The organism is Nocardia sp. 852002-20019_SCH5090214, from assembly GCF_001665865.1.
GTDB classification, from domain to species: Bacteria; Actinomycetota; Actinomycetes; order Mycobacteriales; family Mycobacteriaceae; genus Nocardia; species Nocardia nova.
The window spans coordinates 1-676 of the sequence record NZ_LZMK01000049.1 but is presented as its reverse complement, the minus strand read 5'-3'; the positions used below and the strand labels follow the sequence as shown (position 1 = coordinate 676).

1 protein-coding gene is annotated in these 676 nt (G+C 69.4%); it reads right to left on the bottom strand.

Annotated elements, in window-relative coordinates:
• A partial coding sequence (locus tag A5780_RS40660; protein WP_082976310.1) for a hypothetical protein occupies positions 1–673 on the bottom strand: 673 nt, incomplete at its 3' end.
• Positions 674–676: the final 3 nt, after the last annotated feature.

The window sequence follows — 676 nt, the reverse complement described above, 5'->3', positions numbered from 1 at the left end:
TGGTGGCGAAGTACTGGATCGCGGCGCCGATGGCGACCGGGGCGGTGATGAAGATCTGCCCGGCGAGCACCCCCAGGAAGCCGACGGCGGCGGCACCGGCGACACAGCCGCCGAGCGGGCCGAGGCCGAACAGGGTGGCCAGCGCACCGGTGGCGACGACACCGAGGGCGGCGCCGGCGATGCAGCCGATGACCGCGCCGCCGATACCACCGGCCAGCGTGCCGATGGTGGCACCGGTGGAGATGGTGTCCTTCAGGCGGTTGAACGCGGCGACCTCACGGTCGTAAGGGGTCTTGAAGGGGGCCGAGTCCTCGAAGGGGAGGGCGACCGGCTTGTAGACCGCGTGCGCCACGTCGTACTGGGGGGTCAGGGTGGCGGTGTTGCCGGAGATGTCGGCGGCGATCGGGAACTCGAAGTCGTCGACCCGGAAGTTCAGCGGGGTGCCGGCGAGCACGGCGCCGTTGGCGGCCTTGATCTTGAGCATGCCGTCTTCGTTGACGATCGAGCCACCGTCGGTCTTGATAACGGCTTTGTCGTTGTCGACGACGCTGGCCTTGTAGTAGACGCTTTCGGGCGCTGCGGGGGCGGCGGGGTCGGCGTTCGCGGTACCGGCCGCGACGCCGACGGCGGCGACCAGCATGGCGGCGGTCGCGGCGAATTTCCTCATCATCATTTT